At 59.5% G+C, this 17385-nt stretch carries 15 protein-coding genes; 5 read left to right on the forward strand and 10 right to left on the reverse strand.

Annotation, left to right across the window (positions count from 1 at the left end):
• Positions 1 to 104 precede the first annotated feature (104 nt).
• The 7 genes from NTD87_RS06795 to NTD87_RS06825 form a co-directional block, all read right to left on the reverse strand.
• Complete coding sequence (locus NTD87_RS06795; protein ID WP_262112790.1) at positions 105 to 821, reverse strand: ABC transporter ATP-binding protein; 717 nt, start codon at positions 819 to 821, stop codon at positions 105 to 107.
• The gene (locus NTD87_RS06800; protein ID WP_262112791.1) at positions 818 to 1693 is read right to left on the reverse strand and encodes an ABC transporter ATP-binding protein; all 876 of its coding nucleotides are present in this window, start codon (positions 1691 to 1693) and stop codon (positions 818 to 820) included. Before NTD87_RS06800 ends, NTD87_RS06795 begins: the two co-directional genes overlap by 4 nt.
• Positions 1690 to 2988 carry a high-affinity branched-chain amino acid ABC transporter permease LivM gene (gene livM / locus NTD87_RS06805; RefSeq protein WP_262112792.1) on the reverse strand — a complete coding sequence of 433 codons (1299 nt, stop codon included), beginning with the start codon at positions 2986 to 2988 and terminating at the stop codon, positions 1690 to 1692. Before livM ends, NTD87_RS06800 begins: the two co-directional genes overlap by 4 nt.
• A 2-nt stretch (positions 2989 to 2990) precedes the next feature.
• Positions 2991 to 3905, reverse strand: a complete 915-nt coding sequence (locus tag NTD87_RS06810) for an ABC transporter permease subunit (protein WP_262112806.1) — start codon at positions 3903 to 3905, stop codon at positions 2991 to 2993.
• 190 nt (positions 3906 to 4095) lie between these two features.
• On the reverse strand, positions 4096 to 5229 hold the full coding sequence (locus tag NTD87_RS06815) for an ABC transporter substrate-binding protein (protein ID WP_262112793.1): 1134 nt from the start codon (positions 5227 to 5229) through the stop codon (positions 4096 to 4098).
• A 379-nt stretch (positions 5230 to 5608) separates the two neighbouring features.
• Positions 5609 to 6892 (reverse strand): NAD(P)/FAD-dependent oxidoreductase, encoded by a 1284-nt coding sequence (locus NTD87_RS06820; protein ID WP_262112794.1) that lies wholly within the window; start codon positions 6890 to 6892, stop codon positions 5609 to 5611.
• 163 nt (positions 6893 to 7055) lie between these two features.
• A complete protein-coding gene (locus tag NTD87_RS06825; protein WP_262112795.1) occupies positions 7056 to 8546 on the reverse strand; it encodes an aldehyde dehydrogenase family protein in 1491 nt (496 codons plus the stop codon).
• A gap of 164 nt (positions 8547 to 8710) precedes the next feature.
• Here NTD87_RS06825 and NTD87_RS06830 point away from each other — a divergent pair, with 164 nt between their 5' ends.
• From NTD87_RS06830 to nadE, 3 genes are all read left to right on the forward strand, one after another.
• The gene (locus NTD87_RS06830; protein ID WP_262112796.1) at positions 8711 to 9616 is read left to right on the forward strand and encodes a LysR family transcriptional regulator; all 906 of its coding nucleotides are present in this window, start codon (positions 8711 to 8713) and stop codon (positions 9614 to 9616) included.
• A 275-nt stretch (positions 9617 to 9891) separates the two neighbouring features.
• On the forward strand, positions 9892 to 11118 hold the full coding sequence (pncB, locus tag NTD87_RS06835; protein WP_262112797.1) for a nicotinate phosphoribosyltransferase: 1227 nt from the start codon (positions 9892 to 9894) through the stop codon (positions 11116 to 11118).
• 4 nt (positions 11119 to 11122) lie between these two features.
• Positions 11123 to 11950 (forward strand): ammonia-dependent NAD(+) synthetase, encoded by an 828-nt coding sequence (nadE, locus tag NTD87_RS06840; RefSeq protein ID WP_262112798.1) that lies wholly within the window; start codon positions 11123 to 11125, stop codon positions 11948 to 11950.
• 205 nt (positions 11951 to 12155) lie between these two features.
• Here nadE and azu read toward each other — a convergent pair whose 3' ends face one another.
• Positions 12156 to 12602 (reverse strand): azurin, encoded by a 447-nt coding sequence (gene azu / locus NTD87_RS06845; protein WP_262112799.1) that lies wholly within the window; start codon positions 12600 to 12602, stop codon positions 12156 to 12158.
• A gap of 355 nt (positions 12603 to 12957) precedes the next feature.
• Between azu and NTD87_RS06850 the strand changes: the two genes are divergently transcribed.
• Positions 12958 to 13545 (forward strand): TIGR00730 family Rossman fold protein, encoded by a 588-nt coding sequence (locus NTD87_RS06850; RefSeq protein ID WP_262112800.1) that lies wholly within the window; start codon positions 12958 to 12960, stop codon positions 13543 to 13545.
• Positions 13546 to 13613: 68 nt separating this feature from the next.
• On the forward strand, positions 13614 to 13805 hold the full coding sequence (locus NTD87_RS06855; RefSeq protein WP_262112802.1) for a hypothetical protein: 192 nt from the start codon (positions 13614 to 13616) through the stop codon (positions 13803 to 13805).
• Between the two features lie 117 nt (positions 13806 to 13922).
• Here NTD87_RS06855 and NTD87_RS06860 read toward each other — a convergent pair whose 3' ends face one another.
• Both NTD87_RS06860 and NTD87_RS06865 read right to left on the reverse strand, forming a co-directional pair.
• A complete protein-coding gene (locus tag NTD87_RS06860) occupies positions 13923 to 14816 on the reverse strand; it encodes a transglutaminase family protein (RefSeq protein WP_262112804.1) in 894 nt (297 codons plus the stop codon).
• Positions 14816 to 17302, reverse strand: a complete 2487-nt coding sequence (locus tag NTD87_RS06865; RefSeq protein WP_262112805.1) for a circularly permuted type 2 ATP-grasp protein — start codon at positions 17300 to 17302, stop codon at positions 14816 to 14818. The genes NTD87_RS06860 and NTD87_RS06865 overlap by 1 nt, the downstream gene beginning before the upstream one ends.
• Between the last annotated feature and the right edge of the window lie 83 nt (positions 17303 to 17385).

Below are 17385 nucleotides of genomic sequence, written 5' to 3' on the forward strand. Positions count from 1 at the left end.
CGCTATCGCGAGCAGGCTCGCTCCCACAGGGGATAGGTGGCGTTTTGGATATATAAAAAAACCCCGGCGATTGCTCGTCGGGGCTGGAGGCTTCAGCAGAGAACTCAGTGACCGCCGAGATAGGCGTTACGCACCTCTTCGTTCACCAGCAGTTCCTTGCCTGTGCCGCTCAGGCGGATTTGACCGTTGACCATCACGTAGGCTCGATCCGATAGCTTGAGCGCGTGGTTGGCGTTCTGCTCGACCAGGAAGATGGTCATGCCGGTGCCCGCCAGTTCGCGCAGGGTGGCGAAGATCTGTTTCACCACGATCGGTGCCAATCCCAGACTCGGCTCGTCGAGCAGCAGCAATTTAGGCCGGCTCATCAACGCCCGGGCAATGGCGAGCATTTGCTGCTCGCCACCGGACATCGTCATCGCCCGCTGATTGCGCCGTTCCTTGAGCCGTGGAAACAGCTCGAACATGCGCTGCATGTCCTCGGTGGCGAACTTATCGCCAATCGGGATCGTGCCCATCAGCAGGTTTTCCTCGACCGTCATGTCGGGGAACACCCGCCGCCCTTCCGGCGACTGCGCGATGCCGTTGGAGGCGATGTAGTGGGACGACTTGTGGGTGATGTCCACGCCGCGGTAGACGATCTGTCCGTCGGCGGCCCGTGGCTGGCCGAAGATTGACATCAGCAGCGTGGATTTGCCGGCACCGTTGGAGCCGATCAGGCTGACGGTTTCCCCTTCGTTGATGTGCAATGAGACCTTTTTCAGGGCCTGGATCGGTCCGTAGAACACGTCGATCTCTTTCAGTTCGAGGATCGGTTGAGTCATACCAGCTCCTCTTCGTCAGCACCCAGGTAGGCGGCAATCACTTTCGGATCGTTGCGGATCGCTTGAGGGTCACCCTCGGCGATCACGTTGCCGTGGTCCAGCACCACGATGTGGTCGGAAATACTCATTACCATGCCCATGTCGTGTTCAATCAGCACCACCGTAATGTCGTGGTCGTCGCGCAGATGTCGAATCATCGCGCTGAGCGCCTCGGTTTCCTGCGGGTTGAGGCCCGCCGCCGGTTCGTCCAGGCAAATGATCTTGGGCCGGGTGCACATGGCCCGGGCGATTTCCAGACGCCGTTGCTGGCCGTAGGAAAGCTCACCGGCCAGGCGGTTGGCGCAGTCCACCAGATCGACCACCTCCAGCCAATAGAAGGCATGGTCCAGGGCATCGCTTTCGGCCTTGCGGTAGCCTTTGGTGTTGAGAATGCCGGACAGCAAATTGCTGTTGACCCACATGTGCTGGGCCACCAGCAGGTTCTCGATCACCGACATTTCCCGGAACAGGCGAATGTTCTGGAAGGTCCGCGCCAGGCCGGCGCGGTTGATCAGGTGAGTACCACCGAACATCTTGTAGTGGAGCCGGTTGATGAAGCTTTTCGGCGAAACGAAATCGGTCGCCTTGAACGGTTCCCCGAGCATCTTGATGACGTTGGTCTTCACACCACGGGTGTTGAGTTCGATACGCCCGCCAGAGGCCTTGTAGAAACCGGTCAGGCAGTTGAACACCGTGGTCTTGCCCGCACCGTTGGGGCCGATCAACGCGAAGATCGAGTTGCGTTTGACCTCCAGGCTGACGTCACTCAAGGCCTTGATGCCGCCGAAGTGCATCATCAGGTTCTCGACCTTCAGCACGATTTCTTCGCTCATGGCGCGCTCCTCTCAGTCAAGGCACCTTTACGCGGAGTCACACCGGTACGGCTGATCCGAATCAGGCCACGCGGTTTCCAGATCATCATCAGTACCATGAGGATGCCGAACAGCAACACGCGGTATTCCGCGAAGCTGCGCAACAGTTCCGGGGCGACAGTCAGCACGAACGCCGCGATCACCACCCCGACGGTCGAACCCATGCCGCCGAGCACGACGATGGCAAGGATCAAGGCCGACTCGAAGAACGAGAATGAGGTCGGGTTGACGAAGCCTTGATAACTGGCGAAAAACACACCGGCCAGACCGGCGGTGGAAGCCCCCAGAGTAAAGGCCGAGAGCTTGACCAGTACGTGATTCAGGCCCATGGCACGGCAGGCGATTTCATCTTCGCGCAAAGCTTCCCAGGCACGACCGACCGGCATGCGCGTCAGACGATGCTTGATGTACAGCACCAGCATCACCACGAGGAACAGCACGCCATAGATGAGCATGAACTTTACGTTCGGGTTGTATTCAGTCCCGAAGAATTCATGGAAGGGTATCCCGCCATCCTTCGCCACACGCGTGAACTCGATACCGAAAACCGAAGGTGATGGCACCGGCATACCGTTAGGCCCGCCCGTGAAGGACAGCCAGTTGGTCAGTATCAGGCGAATGATTTCACCGAAGCCCAGGGTCACGATGGCCAGGTAGTCGCCATGCATGCGCAAGACCGGAAAGCCGAGTATGCATCCGGCCATCGCCGCCATGAGTGCCGACAGCGGCAACATGGTCCAGAAGCCCAGGCCAAGGTAGTGATAACCCAGCGCCAGGCCATAGGCGCCGATGGCATAGAACGCCACATAACCCAGGTCGAGCAGACCAGCCAGACCGACCACGATGTTCAGGCCAAGGCCCAGCAACACGTAGATCAAGCCCAGGATCACCACCGTCAGCAGGTACTTGTCGGCGAAGATCGGAAACACGATAGCGATCACGATCAAAGCCGGAATGATCAAGCGCAGCCGCGACTTGAAATCAGGCGGCAACACATGCACGCCTGAGCCGACGACCTCGAAGCTTTGCTGGACCTTCACGCCCCTGGCGGTCTGCATGAACAGGCTCAAGACAAGACGCCCGATCATCACCGCCCCGACCATCCAGGCCACACGTGTCGGCTGCAGGTTGTAGCTATAACCTTCAAGCACTACGCCCACGATCGGGCCGAAGACAATCAGGGCAATCAACCCGGCCAGAACCGTGTCGATCAGGCTTTTTTTGACATCGATAGTGTTTTTATTAGCGTCGGACATACTTATACCTTCGCCACGAGTGGGCGACCCAACAGGCCTTGAGGACGGAAAATCAGGATCAGTACCAGCAGCGAGAAGCTGAAGACGTCCTTGTAGTCAGAGTTGATCACGCCGGAAAACAGCGACTCGGAAACGCCAAGAATGATCCCGCCGAGCATGGCGCCAGGCAGCGAACCAATCCCGCCGAGCACCGCAGCGGTGAAGGCCTTTATACCGATCACGAAGCCTGCGTAGAAATCGAAGGTGCCGTAGTTCACCGTGATCAGGACACCCGCCAGCGCAGCCATGGCGGCACCGATAATGAACACGTAGGAGATCACCCGATCGGTGTTGATCCCGAGGATCGAGGCCATCTTGCGGTCTTGTTGGGTCGCACGACACATGCGCCCCAACTTGGTGTATTTGATGACGTAGGTCAGCAGGGCCATCCCGACAAACGCCGCGATCAGAATGAAGATCTTGGTGTAGGTGATCTGCACAAACCCGGTGCCGATTTCGAATCTCAGCCCACCGCTCAGCAGCGTGGGAATACCCTGTTGCCGTGAGCCCTGAGCGATCTGTGCGTAGTTCTGCAGGATCAGGGAAACACCGATAGCACTGATCAGCGGTGCCAGTCGGGTGGAGTTGCGTAGCGGTTTGTAAGCGATGCGTTCAATGACCCAGCCATACACGCCGGTCACGAAGACCGTGAACAGCAGGGTGCCCAGGATCAACAACGGAAAGGATTCGACACCGAACCAGGACAGCAGGGCCAGGCTGATCGCCGCGAGGTACGCGGAAATCATATAAACCTCGCCATGGGCGAAGTTGATCATGCCGATGATGCCGTAGACCATTGTGTAGCCGATGGCGATCAGGCCGTAGACCGATCCGAGAGTCAGACCGTTGATAACTTGTTGCAGGAAAATACCGTCCATCATGCACTCTCACTAACTTGAGAGGCCACCGCGAACCCGGTGTCGATGAGCCCTTGTGAGGCGCACCTGGCCAGGTTCATGTGGCTCAGAAGAAAATACCGGGTCGGCACGATTGCAGAACCCATGACCAACGCCGGGCCTGCGCCCCTGGATTTATGTCGAGAGACCCAGGCCTGGCGATGCGCTTATCTCACTTCTGTTTTTCCAGCTGGTGGTATTTGCCCGCAGCATCCCACTGGTAAACCACGTAGTCGGAGATTTTCAGGTCGCCCTTGGTATCCCATTCCTTCTTGCCCATCACGGTCTCCACCGGATGCGCTTTCAGCCATTTAGCAGCGTCTTCGCCTTTGTTTGTCTTGGCACCGTTGAAGCCGGCAGCCAGGGCCTGTACCGAAGCGTAGGCGTACAGGGTGTAGCCTTCAGGCTCGTAACCGGACTTGCGGAAGGTTTCCACGACAGCCTTGCTGTCTGGAATCAGACGCGGGTCAGCGCCAAAGGTCATGTACACGCCGTCGACGTAAGGAGCACCACCGGCAGTCGTGACCATTTCGTCAGTCACGATGCCGTCATCGGACATGAACTTGACGTCTTTCAGACCTTGCTCACGCAATTGATGGACCAGTGGGCCAGCTTCCGGATGCAGGCCGCCGAAGTAAAGGACGTCGGCCCCTACCGAACGGACCTTGGTGATCACGGCACTGAAATCTTTCTCGCCACGGGTCAGGCCTTCCTCAAGCACCGGTTTCACGCCACGCGCGGTCAACTGCTTGGCAGTCGCGTCCGCCAGGCCTTTACCGTAGGTGTCTTTGTCGTTGATGACGGCAACTTTCTTGCCTTTCAGGACGTCGACGATGTAGTTACCCGCGACGATACCTTGCTGGTCATCACGCCCGCACATACGCATCATGGCGGGCAGGCCGCGCTCGGTGACTGCCGGGTTGGTAGAACCCGGAGTGATTGCGATGATGCCTGCGTCGGAGTAGACCTCAGAAGCCGGGATGGTCGACGACGAGCAGAAGTGCCCGACAACGCCGATAACCTTGTCCTGTACCATTTTGTTCGCGACAGCCACAGCCTGTTTCGGTTCGCAGGCGTCATCGCCCTGGACCAGTACGATTTTTTCGCCGTTGATGCCGCCCTTGGCGTTGATGGCATCCGCCGCAGCTTGCGCACCTTTCATGTATTGCAAGCCAAAGGAAGCGCTAGGACCGGTCATCGGACCTGCCACACCAATTTTGACATCAGCCTGAGCAAACGAAGAAACACCCAATGCAGTAGCGACTGCGAGTGCCAGAAAACCTTTCTTGTAAAACATCTGCGACATGTGAGGTGCTCCTGAGGTTTTTTAGTTAGCACAGCAACTTCAGCGGAAGCTTTGATTCAGCTACAAGCGCAGAGCAAGTGGCGTGCCATCGGTTTTTTATTCTTCAAAAAGTCGCTGCTTTATTGTTATTTCGACTGTTTCGGGCCCTTTTTTATTGGGCGTGCAACCGTCTAAACCGCGGAAGGTGAAACCATTATTTTTAAAAGGCGCAACCTCCGCGCGCCATCATTGCAACCGCTACCCGAAACGACGTGCAACCAGCCTGTAACAGCGTGCGTCACCGAACTGCACACTGCCGGTGCGCAACTGCTACAACACGCACCATTACAGGCTAGTCGCTGCGCGCAAAAGCGCCGCTCCCAGCAACAATTTCATTCTCTTAAATGACAATCCGCAGGCACTGGCCCGCGTGATAGAGGGAAAACCCGGCCTCGTATAAACAGCTGCGCAAGCCCACCCCGGCCAATGGCTGCATGGGGGCGAAGGGAATCGGTAGCGCCTGAGGATTTCCGTTACACAAGTAATCGGCGAAGGCTTTACCGACCACCGTGCCGGTGGTCACGCCACGGCCGTTGTAACCGGTCACTGCCACTAAACCGGGCGCCGGTTCGAACAAACGCATCAAGTGATCGGGGGTAAACGCGATGCAACCGGTCCAGGTGCACTCCCAATCCACCGGTTTGAGATAAGGGAAGTAATGCTGCTGAACCCGATCGGCCCAGGCCTTGAGGAACCACGTCGGTTTCTGATTGCCATTGCCCAGGCTGCCGAGCAACAGGCGACCGTCTTTGTCCCGGCGAATACTGCTGAGCACCTGACGGGTGTCCCAGGAACCCTGGCCACCGGGCAATATCTGCTGCGCGGCGTCTTCGGTCAGCGGCGCGGAAGCTACCTGGTAGTAGTAACCGGGGAAGAAATTGCGCCGCAACTCGGTCCAGTCGCCTTCGGTGTAGGCGTTGGAGGCGATCACCACTTGCTCGGCCATGACCGAGCCGGCGTCGGTTTGCACCGACCAGCGTTGGCCCTGACGTTCAAGTCGGGTCACCGGAGAATGATCGAACAGCTGACCACCCAGGTCTGCGGCAGCCTTGGCCAGACCACTGGTATAGGCCATTGGATTAAGTGTGCCGGCGCGGCGGTCAAGCAATGCGGCGGCAATCTTTTTGGTCCCGGTGGCTTGTTCGCAAACGGCACCGGTCAACAACTCCACGGGCGCACCGCGGCGTTTCCATTGTTCTTCACGACTGCGCAGATCGGCTTCGCCACGGGCGTTGTGGGCCATGTGCAACGTGCCTTCGCGGCGTAGCTGGCAATCGATGTTGTACTTGTCGATCAGGCTGAACACCAAAGCGGGTGCCGCTCCGAGCATGCGGTTGAGTTGGCTGCCGATCGCTTCGCCGAACCCGGCTTCGATTTCGTCCGGGGGAATCCACATCCCGGCGTTCACCAACCCGACGTTACGCCCCGAGCCACCCTGCCCGCAGCGCTTGGCCTCCAGCACGCAGACACTTTTGCCCTGCTCCAGCAAATGCACGGCCGCTGATAAACCCGTGAAACCGGCGCCGATCACACAAACGTCCGCCGTCACCTCGCCCTTGAGCGCCGCCCGATCAGGCCGTTGCGGCGTCAGTTTTTCCCATAAGCATTCTTCGCGTAACGGCATTGCCAGACTCCGATCAGAAACCTAACCACCACACACATTCCCAATGTGGGAGCGAGCCTGCTCGCGATTGCTATCTGTCAGTCGACGACGATGTTGGCTGACAAGACGCTATCGCGAGCAGGCTCGCTCCCACAGGGGACTTTCACAGGCTCACGAGACGTGTTCAGTCGAACGTGATGCCCTGGGCCAACGGCAACTCCAGCGAGTAGTTGACGGTGTTGGTCTGGCGGCGCATGTAACCGCGCCACGCATCGGAGCCGGACTCGCGACCGCCGCCGGTTTCTTTCTCGCCACCAAAGGCCCCACCGATTTCCGCACCGCTCGGGCCGATGTTGACGTTGGCGATGCCGCAGTCGCTGCCCACCGCCGACATGAACTGCTCGGCTTCACGCACGTCAGTGGTGAAGATGCACGATGACAGGCCTTGTGGCACAGCGTTGTTCAGGCGCAGCGCTTCGGCGAAGTCACTGTAGCCAACCACGTACAGAATCGGGGCGAAGGTTTCGCTGCGCACCACATCGCTCTGCTCTGGCATTTCGACGATGGCCGGCGAAACGTAGTAGGCGTTCGGGAATTTGTCTTCGAGCTGACGCTTGCCGCCAAACACCCGGCCGCCTTCGCTCAAGGCTTGTTCCAGCGCGTCCTGCATGTTTTCAAAGCTGTGTTTGTCGATCAGCGGGCCGACCAGGTTGCCTTCCAGCGGGTGACCGATGCGCACCTTGGAATAGGCAGCCTTGAGGCGGGTGACGATCTCTTCCTTGACCGACTCGTGGGCGATCAAGCGACGCAGGGTGGTACAACGCTGACCGGCGGTGCCCACCGCACTGAACAGAATCGCCCGCACGGCCATGTCGAGGTCGGCGCTTGGGCCGAGGATCATGGCGTTGTTGCCGCCCAGCTCCAGAATACTGCGGGCGAAACGCGCGGCGATTTTCGGCGCCACTTCACGGCCCATGCGGGTGCTGCCGGTGGCGCTGATCAAGGCCACACGCGGGTCGTCCACCAACGCTTCACCGGCATCGCGGCCACCGATGATGACCTGGCTGAGGTACTGCGGCGCATCGCTGAAATTCTTCAATACGCGCTCGAACAGCGCCTGGCAGGCCAGTGCGGTGAGTGGAGTCTTCTCTGACGGTTTCCAGATCACCGCGTTGCCGCACACCAGCGCCAGCGTGGTGTTCCAGGCCCAGACCGCGACCGGGAAATTGAATGCACTGATCACCCCGACCACGCCCAGCGGATGCCAGGACTCACGCATGTGGTGGCCCGGACGTTCGGAGGCGATGGTCAAACCGTAGAGCTGACGGGACAGGCCGACGGCGAAGTCGCAGATGTCGATCATTTCCTGAACTTCACCCAGGCCTTCCTGAGTGATCTTGCCGGCTTCCCAGGACACCAGCTCACCCAGATCAGCCTTGTACTCACGCAAAATGTCGCCCAATTGGCGCACCAACTCACCGCGACGCGGCGCCGGGACCTTGCGCCACAGGTCGAACGCATGCTCTGCGCGACTGACCTGCTGCTCGACTTGCGCGGCACCTTCCCAGTTCACGGAGGCAATCAGGCTGCCGTCGATCGGTGAATGTACGGGCTGTTTGCCGTTCTGGTACAGGGCCGGGTTCACACCCAAACGATCAAGCAATGCGGCAACCATGGGTCACTCCTTCAACGTGAAAAGCAGAAAATTCACAGCCCGCTGACGCGGCGCTTCAGGCCTATAGTTGTAGCCGCCCCGAGACTTGCCAACAAACGACGATTAAGCGAGATATCATTCCGTTTATTCATGCAAAGCGTTGTAACAAGAACAAGGGCCCACCCATGCTGAATAAACGCCACTTGCCATCGATCACCGCGCTGCAGTGTTTCGAGGCGGTCACTCGTCACCTGAGCTTCACCCGCGCCGCCGAAGAGCTGAACCTGACCCAGAGCGCCGTGAGCAAGCAGGTCGCGCAACTCGAAGAATTGCTGCAGCACCTGCTGTTTCGCCGGGTGCGCCGACGCTTGCAAATGACCCCGGCCGGGGATTTGTACCTGGTTGAAGTGCGAAAAATCCTCACGCAAGTCGAGATGTCGACCCACTACCTGCGCTCCTATGGCGGCGAAACCGAAGTATTGCGCGTGTCCACGCCGTCAACCTTCGGTGCTCGTTGGCTGGTGCCACGCCTCAAAGGCTGGCGCCTGCGCCATCCCCATATCCATCTGGACCTGTGTACCGAACAGGAAGCTGACGACCTGCTGCAAGGGCGCAGCGATCTGGCGTTCTATTTCGGCCAGGGTTCGCGGCCCGGCACCGAATGCCTGAAACTGTTCGGTGAAGAGCTGGTGCCGGTTTGCGCGCCGGGCAGCCTGCCGGAGCAGCCCTTCACCGACCCGACCCAACTCAGCGATCTGGTGCTGCTGCAAAGCGCCTCGCGGCCCCAGGCCTGGCACGACTGGTTCGACAGTCAGGGTTACCAGACCGAGCACAGCTATCACGGCCCGCGCTTCGAAACCTTTTATATGTGCATTCGCGCAGCGCAAGTCGGTTGCGGCGTCGCCCTGTTGCCACGGTTTCTGGTGGAAGAAGAATTGGCCGACGGCAAACTGGTCATTCCCTGGCAACACGCGATGCCCAGCAGCGATGCGTATTACCTGGCCTACCCCGAACACTCGGCGGAAGTGCCCAAGGTGCGGGATTTTGTGACATGGATGCTGGAGCAAATAGACAGCCCGGACGCCCCCTAGAATTGAAGGCATGCACAAAACCTATGGCGAGGGAGCTTGCTCCCGCTCGGCGGCGAAGCCGTCGCAAAACAGTGCATGCATTCCTCCTGAGAAAACGCCACGGCCGAATTCAGGGCCGCTTCGCGCCCCAACGGGAGCAAGCTCCCTCGCCACAGAGACCTCCAGCGTTAAAAAACACTGGCAATACCCACTACTGATATGCGCCACTAGCCCCATTCATTGAAACAGCTGAAACGTCGCGGCCATCAGCGGCGACCAGCATGGAGATTCCCGTTATGAGCGAGAGTGTGTTTGCCGATCGCATCGTGCAGAACTTGCTCGACACCGACTTCTACAAACTGACCATGATGCAGGCGGTGCTGCACAACTACCCCAACGTTGAAGTCGAATGGGAGTTCCGCTGCCGTAACAGTGAGGATCTGCGCCCGTACCTGGCGGAGATTCGTTTTCAGATCGAGCGTCTGGCTGAATTGAGCCTGAGCGCCGATCAGCTGAGCTTTCTGGAACGCATCAGCTTCCTGAAACCGGACTTCCTGCGTTTTCTCGGGTTGTTCCGCTTCAATCTGCGTTACATCCACACCGGCATCGAGAACGGCGAACTGTTCATCCGTCTGCGCGGGCCGTGGTTACACGTGATTCTGTTCGAAGTGCCACTGCTGGCGGTCGTCAGCGAAGTGCGCAACCGCTATCGCTACCGTGAAATCGTCATGGAGCAGGCCCGCGAGCAGCTCTATCGCAAGTTCGACTGGTTGAGCGCCAATGCCAGCGCCGATGAACTCTCGCACCTGCAAGTCGCGGACTTCGGCACCCGTCGGCGCTTTTCCTACCGAGTGCAGGAAGAAGTGGTGAACGTGCTCAAGCACGATTTCCCCGGACGTTTTGTCGGCACCAGCAACGTGCACCTGTCCCGCGAGCTGGACATGAAGCCGCTCGGCACCATGGCTCACGAATGGATCATGGCCCACCAGCAACTCGGCCCGCGCCTGATCGACAGCCAGAGCGCCGCCCTCGATTGCTGGGTTCGCGAATACCGTGGCCTGCTGGGGATCGCCCTGACCGATTGCATCACCACCGATGCCTTCCTCAACGATTTCGATCTGTACTTCGCCAAGCTCTTCGACGGTTTGCGCCATGACTCCGGGGACCCGATTGCCTGGGCCGAAAAAGCCATTGCCCACTACCATAAGCTCGGGATCGAGCCGATGAGCAAGACGCTGGTGTTCTCCGACAGCCTGACGCTGCCCAAGTCGCTGGAGATATTCCGGGCGCTGCGTGGTCGAATCAACGTCAGCTTCGGTATTGGCACCAACCTGACCTGCGATATTCCAGGTGTCGAGCCGATGAGCATCGTGCTTAAAATGGCGGCCTGCAATGGTCAACCCGTCGCCAAGATTTCCGATGAAGCAGGCAAGACGCACTGCAAAGACCCGAATTTCGTCGCTTATTTGCGACATGTGTTTCAAGTACCTGCCGCCCTCTCTGGCAACCCTAGCAAGGAGTGAATTCATGCAAGCCGTACAGCGTGAGATTGCTGAACAGCTCAACGTCCAACCGCCCTTCGCCGATCATTCAGCCCTGGAGGCTGAAGTCGCGCGGCGGATTACCTTCATCCAGGATTGCCTGGTCAATTCCGGGCTCAAGACGCTGGTGCTGGGCATCAGCGGCGGCGTCGACTCGTTGACTGCCGGCCTGTTGGCCCAGCGTGCCGTGCGCGAATTGCGCGAGCGCACGGGCGATACGAGCTACAAGTTCATCGCCGTACGCTTGCCGTACGAAACCCAGTTCGATGAACACGATGCGCAAGCCTCAGTGGATTTCATCGCCCCGGATGAGCGCCACACCGTGAACATCGGCCCGGCGGTCAAATCGCTGGCCAATGAAGTCGCGGCCTTCGAAGGTAAACACGCGGTTTCGGTGGATTTCGTGCTGGGCAACACCAAGGCGCGGATGCGCATGGTCGCGCAATACACCATCGCCGGTGCCGCCCATGGCCTGGTGATCGGCACCGACCACGCGGCCGAAGCGGTAATGGGCTTCTTCACCAAGTTCGGTGACGGCGCCTGCGACCTCGCACCGCTGAGCGGCCTGGTGAAAAACCAGGTCCGAGCGATCGCCCGCAGCTTCGGTGCACCGGAGTCGCTGGTGGAAAAAATCCCCACGGCCGACCTTGAAGACCTCTCCCCCGGCAAACCGGATGAAGCCTCCCACGGCGTGACCTACGCCGAGATTGATGCGTTCCTGCACGGTGAGCCGGTGCGTGAAGAGGCGTTCAAGATCATCTGCGATACGTACCGCAAGACCCATCACAAGCGCGTGATGCCGTTCGCGCCATAAGAAGTGAATGAACGAAAAAGCCCGCTGAGGAGTCGATCCTCAGCGGGCTTTTCTTTGGCCGTCAGCCATGTGTCGATACTGAAGGCGCCATCGCGAGCAGGCTCGCTCCCACAGGAATCTTCGGTGTGGAGGCTATCTCTCTGCCACACAGCAGACCTTGTGGGAGCGAGCCTGCTCGCGAAGAACGATAACGCGGTGGTCCGGATTACTTCAGGACAACAGCGCCTTTCATCATCGAGTTGTGGCCCGGGAACGAGCAGAAGAACTGATAGCTTTCGCCTGCGGTCAGCTTCGACACGTCGAAGGTCACCGAGTCTTTCTCGCCGGCACCGATGATTTTGGTGTGGGCGATAATGCGCGCGTCGCCTTCTTTCAGGTAGTTCTTGTCGATGCCGGCGGCCATGCCGTCGCCAGCGATGCCTGCCATGTCTGCGGTTTTGCTCAGCACCCAGTTATGGCCCATGACATTCTTCGGCAAGCTGCCGGAGTGGGTCAGGTTGACGGTGAAGGTTTTGCAGCTCTTGTCGATGGTGATCTCCTTCGTGGTGAAGGACATCTGATCGGTGGAGTCGACATCGACCTTGCACTCTGCAGCCATCAATTGGCTGCTGGCCAGTGTCAGCAGGGATACCGCAACGAGTTTGGCAAACATGGTGAATCTCCAAGGCAGGGTTAACAAAATCCGAATGGCGTAAAGACTGCCTGAAATTTTCGGAAGTTCCTATGACTTGCATCAAGAATTGTATACAACTTTCAGGCTATGACATTGATCGAAACAATTAACCAGCCAGACGCCTGGTGCACACCTATGATCGGCTCGTCACCCCCACTCTGGAGCGCCTGTCATGTCCATCAATAGCCTGTTGTGCAGTTTGCTCGCCGCCTACGCCTGTGGCGCCAGCGGCACCTATGACGGCACCGGTGAAAAGCCCCGCCGCAAGGATTAACCCTTGGAGCACCCAACGTCAGCCATTATTCTGGGGGTGTCACTGACCACGGAGTAAGGCATGTCATTAGCGTCTGTTTGTGTATTTTGCGGTGCCAGCACGGGCACTGATCCCGCTTATCGTGAAGCGGCGATAGCCCTTGGTCAGGAGTTGGCCCGGCGTAAGCTGACGCTGGTGTATGGCGGCGGTGCCGTCGGCTTGATGGGGATCGTTGCCGATGCCGCATTGGCGGCGGGTGGCGAAGTGATCGGAATCATTCCCGAAAGCCTGAAGAACAAGGAAATCGGCCACATCGGTCTGACACGCCTGGAAGTGGTCGACGGCATGCACGCACGCAAGGCGCGCATGGCCGAGCTGAGTGACGCGTTCATCGCTCTGCCAGGCGGCCTCGGCACGTTTGAAGAGCTGTTCGAAGTCTGGACCTGGGGTCAGCTCGGTTACCACGGCAAACCGCTGGGTTTGCTGGAAGTGAACGGTTTCTACAGCAAACTGACGGCTTTTCTTGATCACGTCGTCGGCGAGGGCTTCGTTCGCGAGCATCACCGTGACATGCTGCAAACAAGCGAATCGCCTCAGGCACTGCTCGACGCGCTCGATGCCTGGCAACCGGTGGTGCAGCCAAAATGGTCCGGGCAAAAACCCAGCTAACCCTTGCCCCCCGTTTAAAGGCAGAATACGCGCCGCTCAACCTCACCTTCGACCCCAGAGGATCGCCCATGGCTAAACCTAATTATTCCTTCGCCAAACGTCAGAGAGACTTGGCCAAGGAGCAGAAGAAAGAGGAAAAGCTTCAGCGCAAAAAAGCTACAGCTGAAGAAGAAGCAGCAGCACTGAACCCGGAAGCAGAAGGTGAAGTGGCCGCAGAAGATGCTGTTGAAGCACCGAAAGATCAGGCGCCCGACGCCTGAGACCCTCAGGGCCGGATTATCTGATCAGGCCCACCGGATCTGTGTCCAGGGTCAGCAGTGAAGCTGCTGACCCTCACAGACCACTCTGAAATACCCCATCCCCACACTAGATCTACATCACACCCCTAATGGCATCACCGTCACCCGCACTTCCGGGTCATGGCTACCCCCACCCAGAATCACCCCGCGCAATGGCGACACATCGGAAAAGTCCCGGCCCCAGGCCAGGGTGATGTGCTCCAGCGCCGGTTGCACGTTGTTGGTTGGGTCAAAATCAACCCAGCCCAGCACCGGACAAAACACCGAGACCCAGGCGTGGGACGCGTCGGCGCCGATCAAACGTGGCTGCCCCGGTGGTGGCTGAGTCAACAGGTAGCCGCTGACGTAGCGCGCCGCCAATCCTCGGGAGCGCACGCACGCCAGCATCAGGTGCGCAAAGTCCTGACAGACCCCACGCCTGCGCTCCAGCACTTCCACCAGCGGGGTCGCGACCTGCGTCGCCTCGGCGTCGAAAGTGAACTCGCTGAAAATCTTCTCCATCAACGCCTGAACCCCCAGCATCAACGGACGGCCCAGCGGAAAACAGCTTTCGGAGAACTCGACGAAGCTGCTTTTCAAATGCACATACGGCGATTCAAACCGATAGCGACAAGCCTCCAACAACGGCGCAGAAATCGGCTGACTGCTGTAGGTCAACGCGCTGCGCGTCATATCCCAGGCCGGCGATTGACTGAAATCGCGCAACGGTCGGGGCAGCACTTCGACTGTCAGCCGCGCATTGACCAGCAATTCGTCGTGAGGCCTTTCGAAGGCCAGGCGGGTCAGCGGATTGCCGAACACGTCCCGTTCATCGCGACGCGAAGTCGGCTCCGGGCTGATCTGCAAGTGCTGCTCGGTGCAGCGCTGCCAGGCGCAGGGCCGCGGCCACAAATGGGCGAGTTGCTGGGCCAGGGACACCGGGCTGTCGTAGTGATAATGGGTGTCGTGGAGAATCTGGTAATGGGCGCTCATCAGACGGACACCGTGCGCTGGCTGACATCATCGACATGGGCGAAATGCCGCAACGCCAGGCGATCAGACACCTGATTGCTGACATCAGCGACCTCTTGCAGCAGATCCGCGAGACCATCAAGGGCCGCGCGGACGCTGGTTTCGCCGAACAGCGAGTTCTCCAGGCAACCCAGATCAAATTGCGCCAGACGCTCCACCAGCGCGGACAACGCCAACTCACGCGGCGCACCAAAATCGTCGTTCAACCGCTTGAGGGTGCGGGTCACCAGCTTCAGCTGAAACAGCACCGCGTGGGGGTTCTGCTCATCGAGCAGCAACAGGTCGAGCACCGGTATCAATTGCGCCACTGCCAGATAACGGGAACGGTAAGTGATACTGCTGTTGCCCAGTTCCAGCAGCCATTCCAGTCCCGCCTGATCAAACGCCCCCGCACCGCGCAGGAACGCCGCCAGACTGCTGCTCAGGAACTGCAAGCGCTCGATCCGCCGACCAATCATCAAAAAGCGCCAGCCCTCGTCGCGGGTCATGTCGTCCAGCGCAAAGCCCGACAGCGCCGCCAGTGACATCACCAAGCGGTTCAAGAAATCCAGCAACTCGCCAAAATCCGGCTCTTCGGTTTCCAGTTCCGCTGCTTCGCGCTGCAATTCCACCAGCGCCTGCCAGTTCTCTCGCGAGAGCTTGCCGCGCACCTGGGACGCCGCCCACTGCAAGCGTTGCAGGTTGGAACGCAGGCTGAACGACCAGTCATCGCCAAGCAATGCCGCGAGCAAACGTTCGGGCAATTCACCCTCGTCGGGCAGCAGCATCAGGCTTTCGCCGAGATCGACCGCAGCCTGCAGGGCTTGCGGATCGTCGCCATCGACGTAGCGCGTGAGCATGATTCGCAGCAGTCGCGCGCTATCGTCGCAGCGCTCGCAATAACGCCCGAACCAGAACAGGTTCTCGACCACCCGCGACGGCAGGTAGGGATCGCGTCGCACCAGATCGTGCACGCCGATGGTTCGCTGGGTTTTCCAATGCTCGCCCAATGGCGTGCGTTCACCCAACACCCAGGTGTCTTTGCTCGCGCCGCCGCGCTGCATCGACACCACTTCGGCATCGGCCTCAGCCGCCACTCGGGTCAAACCGCCGGGCAGCACCCGGTAGCCCTCTTGGCTGGCCACCGCATAAACACGCATACCAATGGCGCGGGGCTGCAACTGCCCGTCTTCAGCCTGCCAGATCGGCGCCTGGGACAACTGCGCAAGTTCTTGCGCCACATAGGCATAAGGTCGAGCCTGCATGCGCTCGGCGAGGCTTTGGCGCTGTTTTTCACTCAAGTCACGGCCAAACACCGGGGCAAAGCTTTGCGAAGGAAACGCCGGTTTGATCAGCAGTTCAGGCATTTTTTCCAGGGCCTGCGCCAGCACCGGAGGCTCGCCGCACCACCAGGTGGCGATGGACGGCAGGATCAGTTCTTCACCGAACAGGAATTGATTGATCTTCGGCAGAAAGCCCAACAACCCTGGCGATTCCAGCACACCGCTGCCCAGGGCATTGGCCACCAGCACCCGCCCCTGCCGCACCGCTTCAAGCAGGCCCGGTACGCCGAGGGCCGAGTCGGTGCGCAACTCCAGCGGATCGCAGAAATCATCATCGAGCCGCCGCATGATCGCGTGAACCCGACGCAGACCGCTGAGGGTTTTCAGGTAGACCGTGGCATCACGCACCGTCAGATCGCCGCCCTCAACCAGTGGATAACCCAGCTGGCGGGCCAGATACAGGTGCTCGAAATAGCTCTCGTTGAAGCGCCCCGGCGTCAGCAGCACCACCAGCGGCACGTCATCAGCGCTTGGCGCCTGACGCGCCAGGGTTTCCTGCAAGGTGCGGAAGAACCCGGCCAGGTGCTGCACCTTCAAATCGCGGTACAACTCCGGAAATGCCCGCGACACGATGGTGCGGTTTTCCAGCGCATAACCGGCACCGGACGGCGCTTGAGTCCGGTCAGCTGTCACCCACCAACGCCCATCGGGAGTGCGCGCAAGGTCCACCGCGTACAGATGCAGGAAGGCCCCGTCCGGCGGTTGAATGCCCTGACAGGGCCAGAGGAAGTTGTTATGACCGAACACCAGCTCTGCCGGCAACAGGCCTTCGGCAATCAAGCGCTGCGGACCGTATAAATCTGCCAGTACCGCGTTGAGCAAGCGCGCACGCTGGGCGATCCCGGCCGACAACTGCTGCCACTCATCCGCCGCAATCACATGGGGCAACAGGTCCAGTTCCCACGGGCGGTCGGCACCTTTCGGGTCGGCGTAGACGTTGTAGGTGACGCCGTTTTCCTGAATCTGCCGTGCCAGCAACGCCTGCCGCTGTACCAGTTGCGCCGGCGTGCTGCGTTGCAACTGATCGAACAGCCGTCGCCAGTGCGGACGTACGGCGCCGCTGTCGTCGAGCAGTTCGTGATAGGTGCCCGCCGTGAGCGGGTAACGGTCAAGCAGGTCAGGCATGGAAAGCTCGGCAGCCAGCAATGAAAAGTCAGATTAACGCACAAACGCTGCAAATCTAGTGTGGGTGCGAGGGGGGGGGCTGC

This window comes from Pseudomonas sp. 6D_7.1_Bac1 (assembly GCF_025465945.1).
Taxonomy (GTDB): domain Bacteria; phylum Pseudomonadota; class Gammaproteobacteria; order Pseudomonadales; family Pseudomonadaceae; genus Aquipseudomonas.

Bases quoted from the DNA above. Each gene is read 5' to 3' on its own strand.
- NTD87_RS06795 (WP_262112790.1), bottom strand. From the start codon at position 821: ATGACTCAACCGATCCTCGAACTGAAAGAGATCGACGTGTTCTACGGA.
- NTD87_RS06800 (WP_262112791.1), bottom strand. From the start codon at position 1,693: ATGAGCGAAGAAATCGTGCTGAAGGTCGAGAACCTGATGATGCACTTC.
- livM (WP_262112792.1), bottom strand. From the start codon at position 2,988: ATGTCCGACGCTAATAAAAACACTATCGATGTCAAAAAAAGCCTGATC.
- NTD87_RS06810 (WP_262112806.1), bottom strand. From the start codon at position 3,905: ATGGACGGTATTTTCCTGCAACAAGTTATCAACGGTCTGACTCTCGGA.
- NTD87_RS06815 (WP_262112793.1), bottom strand. From the start codon at position 5,229: ATGTCGCAGATGTTTTACAAGAAAGGTTTTCTGGCACTCGCAGTCGCT.
- NTD87_RS06820 (WP_262112794.1), bottom strand. From the start codon at position 6,892: ATGCCGTTACGCGAAGAATGCTTATGGGAAAAACTGACGCCGCAACGG.
- NTD87_RS06825 (WP_262112795.1), bottom strand. From the start codon at position 8,546: ATGGTTGCCGCATTGCTTGATCGTTTGGGTGTGAACCCGGCCCTGTAC.
- NTD87_RS06830 (WP_262112796.1), top strand. From the start codon at position 8,711: ATGCTGAATAAACGCCACTTGCCATCGATCACCGCGCTGCAGTGTTTC.
- pncB (WP_262112797.1), top strand. From the start codon at position 9,892: ATGAGCGAGAGTGTGTTTGCCGATCGCATCGTGCAGAACTTGCTCGAC.
- nadE (WP_262112798.1), top strand. From the start codon at position 11,123: ATGCAAGCCGTACAGCGTGAGATTGCTGAACAGCTCAACGTCCAACCG.
- azu (WP_262112799.1), bottom strand. From the start codon at position 12,602: ATGTTTGCCAAACTCGTTGCGGTATCCCTGCTGACACTGGCCAGCAGC.
- NTD87_RS06850 (WP_262112800.1), top strand. From the start codon at position 12,958: ATGTCATTAGCGTCTGTTTGTGTATTTTGCGGTGCCAGCACGGGCACT.
- NTD87_RS06855 (WP_262112802.1), top strand. From the start codon at position 13,614: ATGGCTAAACCTAATTATTCCTTCGCCAAACGTCAGAGAGACTTGGCC.
- NTD87_RS06860 (WP_262112804.1), bottom strand. From the start codon at position 14,816: ATGAGCGCCCATTACCAGATTCTCCACGACACCCATTATCACTACGAC.
- NTD87_RS06865 (WP_262112805.1), bottom strand. From the start codon at position 17,302: ATGCCTGACCTGCTTGACCGTTACCCGCTCACGGCGGGCACCTATCAC.